Here is a 1,828-nt window from a genome sequence, read left to right on the forward strand (position 1 = left end):
TGCGGCGCCGGGCGGCGCTGGCGAGGAAGCCGTAGTGGCGGATGCGGTGGAAGCCGTCGGGCAGGACATGGATGAGGAAGCGCCGGATGAACTCGTCCGTGGCCAGCCGCATGACGCGCCGGCGCCGCTGTTCGGGCGCCCGGTAGTCCTTCCACGTGAACGCCACGGTCAGGGCGTCGGCGCTGACGAGGCGGCTGTTGGAGATGGCGACCCGGTGGGTGTAGCGGCTGAGATAGGCTGGCGCCTGCTCCGGCCCGCCGAAGGGCGGTTTGGCGTAGACCACCCAGTCGGCGCGGCGCAGCGGTGCGGGGTGGGCGGCGAAGGCGGCCGGGTCGGCGAGCCCGGCGCGCGCGCCGAAGAAGCGCAGGCGGCCTGCGCGGTGCAGCGCGGCGAGACCCTCGAGGAACAGGCGCCGGAACAGCCCGCCCAGCACCTTGACCGGCATCAGGAAGCCGCGTCGGCAGGCGATCCAGCGCGCGCCGTCGGGCGAGAGCCCGCCGCCGGGCACGACCATGTGGATGTGGGGATGATGGGTCATCGCGGAGCCCCAGGTGTGCAGCACCGAGGTCATCCCGATCCGGGCGCCGAGGTGACGCGGTTCGGCGGCGATGGTGGTCATGGTCTCGGCCGAGGCGCGGAACAGAAGATTGTAGACAACCGCCGTTCGCCATGGGCCTCGGACCAGTGGCGGCTCCATGGCTCACTCCAGAACGCGATCTCGGCGATCGCCGCCGGCACGGTGAACACGACGTGGAAGAACTCGACCCTTGGGAGCCGGTCCGGGCTTGCCCGGATGAAATCGTCCTGTGGACGATTTCAAGGCGAACAAGGCCCGGAGGGCAGCAGGTCGGCCCCCTGCGCCGCCATCCAGTCGCGCGCCGCGGACCCCTGACATTTGGGGCAGTGTCGGTTCTTGCAGGAGTTGTACGCGACATGCTCCCGGCCGCAGGCGTCGCACGCCGCGACATGGCCCCCAAGCGCGGCGGTTCGGCAGGTCTCGATCGCGCTCATCACGCGCAGCTGGGCGAGGCTCACATGGCCGGCGTTGGCGGCGCGCCACGCCGGCCCGTCGTGCTGCAAGCACGCCTTCGGCGTGACGTCGCGGAAGATGTCCGCGACCTCGAGCGCCGGTATGGGCACGGAGGCGCGCCGTCAGTCCGGCTCGGGCGGCGCCTCCCACAGCGCGTCGAGCGGGCTCCTGACCCCGCGGATCGTGCTGGCGGCGACGTGCGTATACCGCGCCGTCGTCTCCAGCTGCGCATGCCCGAGCAGAACCTGGATGACCCGGACGTCGGCGCCGGCCTCCAGCAGGTGGGTGGCGAAGCTGTGCCGGAGCGTGTGCAGCGTCGCCTTCTTGCTGATCCCGGCCGCCTCCATCGCCTCGTGGAACGCGCGGTTCATCCGCCGGCCCGAGAGCGGGTTGATCCGGGGCTTGCCGGGGAACAGCCAGCCCTTCGGCCGCGCCTGAAGCCACCAGGCGCGCAAGAGCTCCAGCAGCGCAGGCGACAGCATCACGAGGCGGTCCTTGCGTCCCTTGCCCTGCACCACCCGGATCATCATCCGGTCGCTGTCGATGTCGGCCGGCGTCAGCCTGCAGACCTCGGACGCGCGCAGCCCGGCGCCGTACGAGACGGCTCGAGCGCCGCGCGATACTTCAGCCCCGGCCCCGGCCCCGCCGTCAGCAGGGCGGCCACTTCCTCCTGGCTGAGCACGATCGGCAGGGTCTGCGGCAACCGGCGCAGCGGCAGGTCGCGGACCAACTCCTCGCGGCCGCAGGTCACGTCGAAGAGTTGGAGGGAACCGTCGCGCCAGTGGCGCGGCGAAAGTC

At 71.8% G+C, this 1,828-nt stretch carries 2 pseudogenes; both read right to left on the bottom strand.

The features are described 5' to 3' along the window. A pseudogene (locus BLW43_RS22605) lies at positions 1-1,140 on the bottom strand (IS91 family transposase); the annotation flags it as partial. 12 nt (positions 1,141-1,152) lie between these two features. Next, positions 1,153-1,828, bottom strand: a pseudogene (locus tag BLW43_RS22610) (tyrosine-type recombinase/integrase); the annotation flags it as partial.

The sequence above is a fragment of the Rubrimonas cliftonensis genome (genome assembly GCF_900107585.1).
GTDB classification, from domain to species: Bacteria; Pseudomonadota; Alphaproteobacteria; order Rhodobacterales; family Rhodobacteraceae; genus Rubrimonas; species Rubrimonas cliftonensis.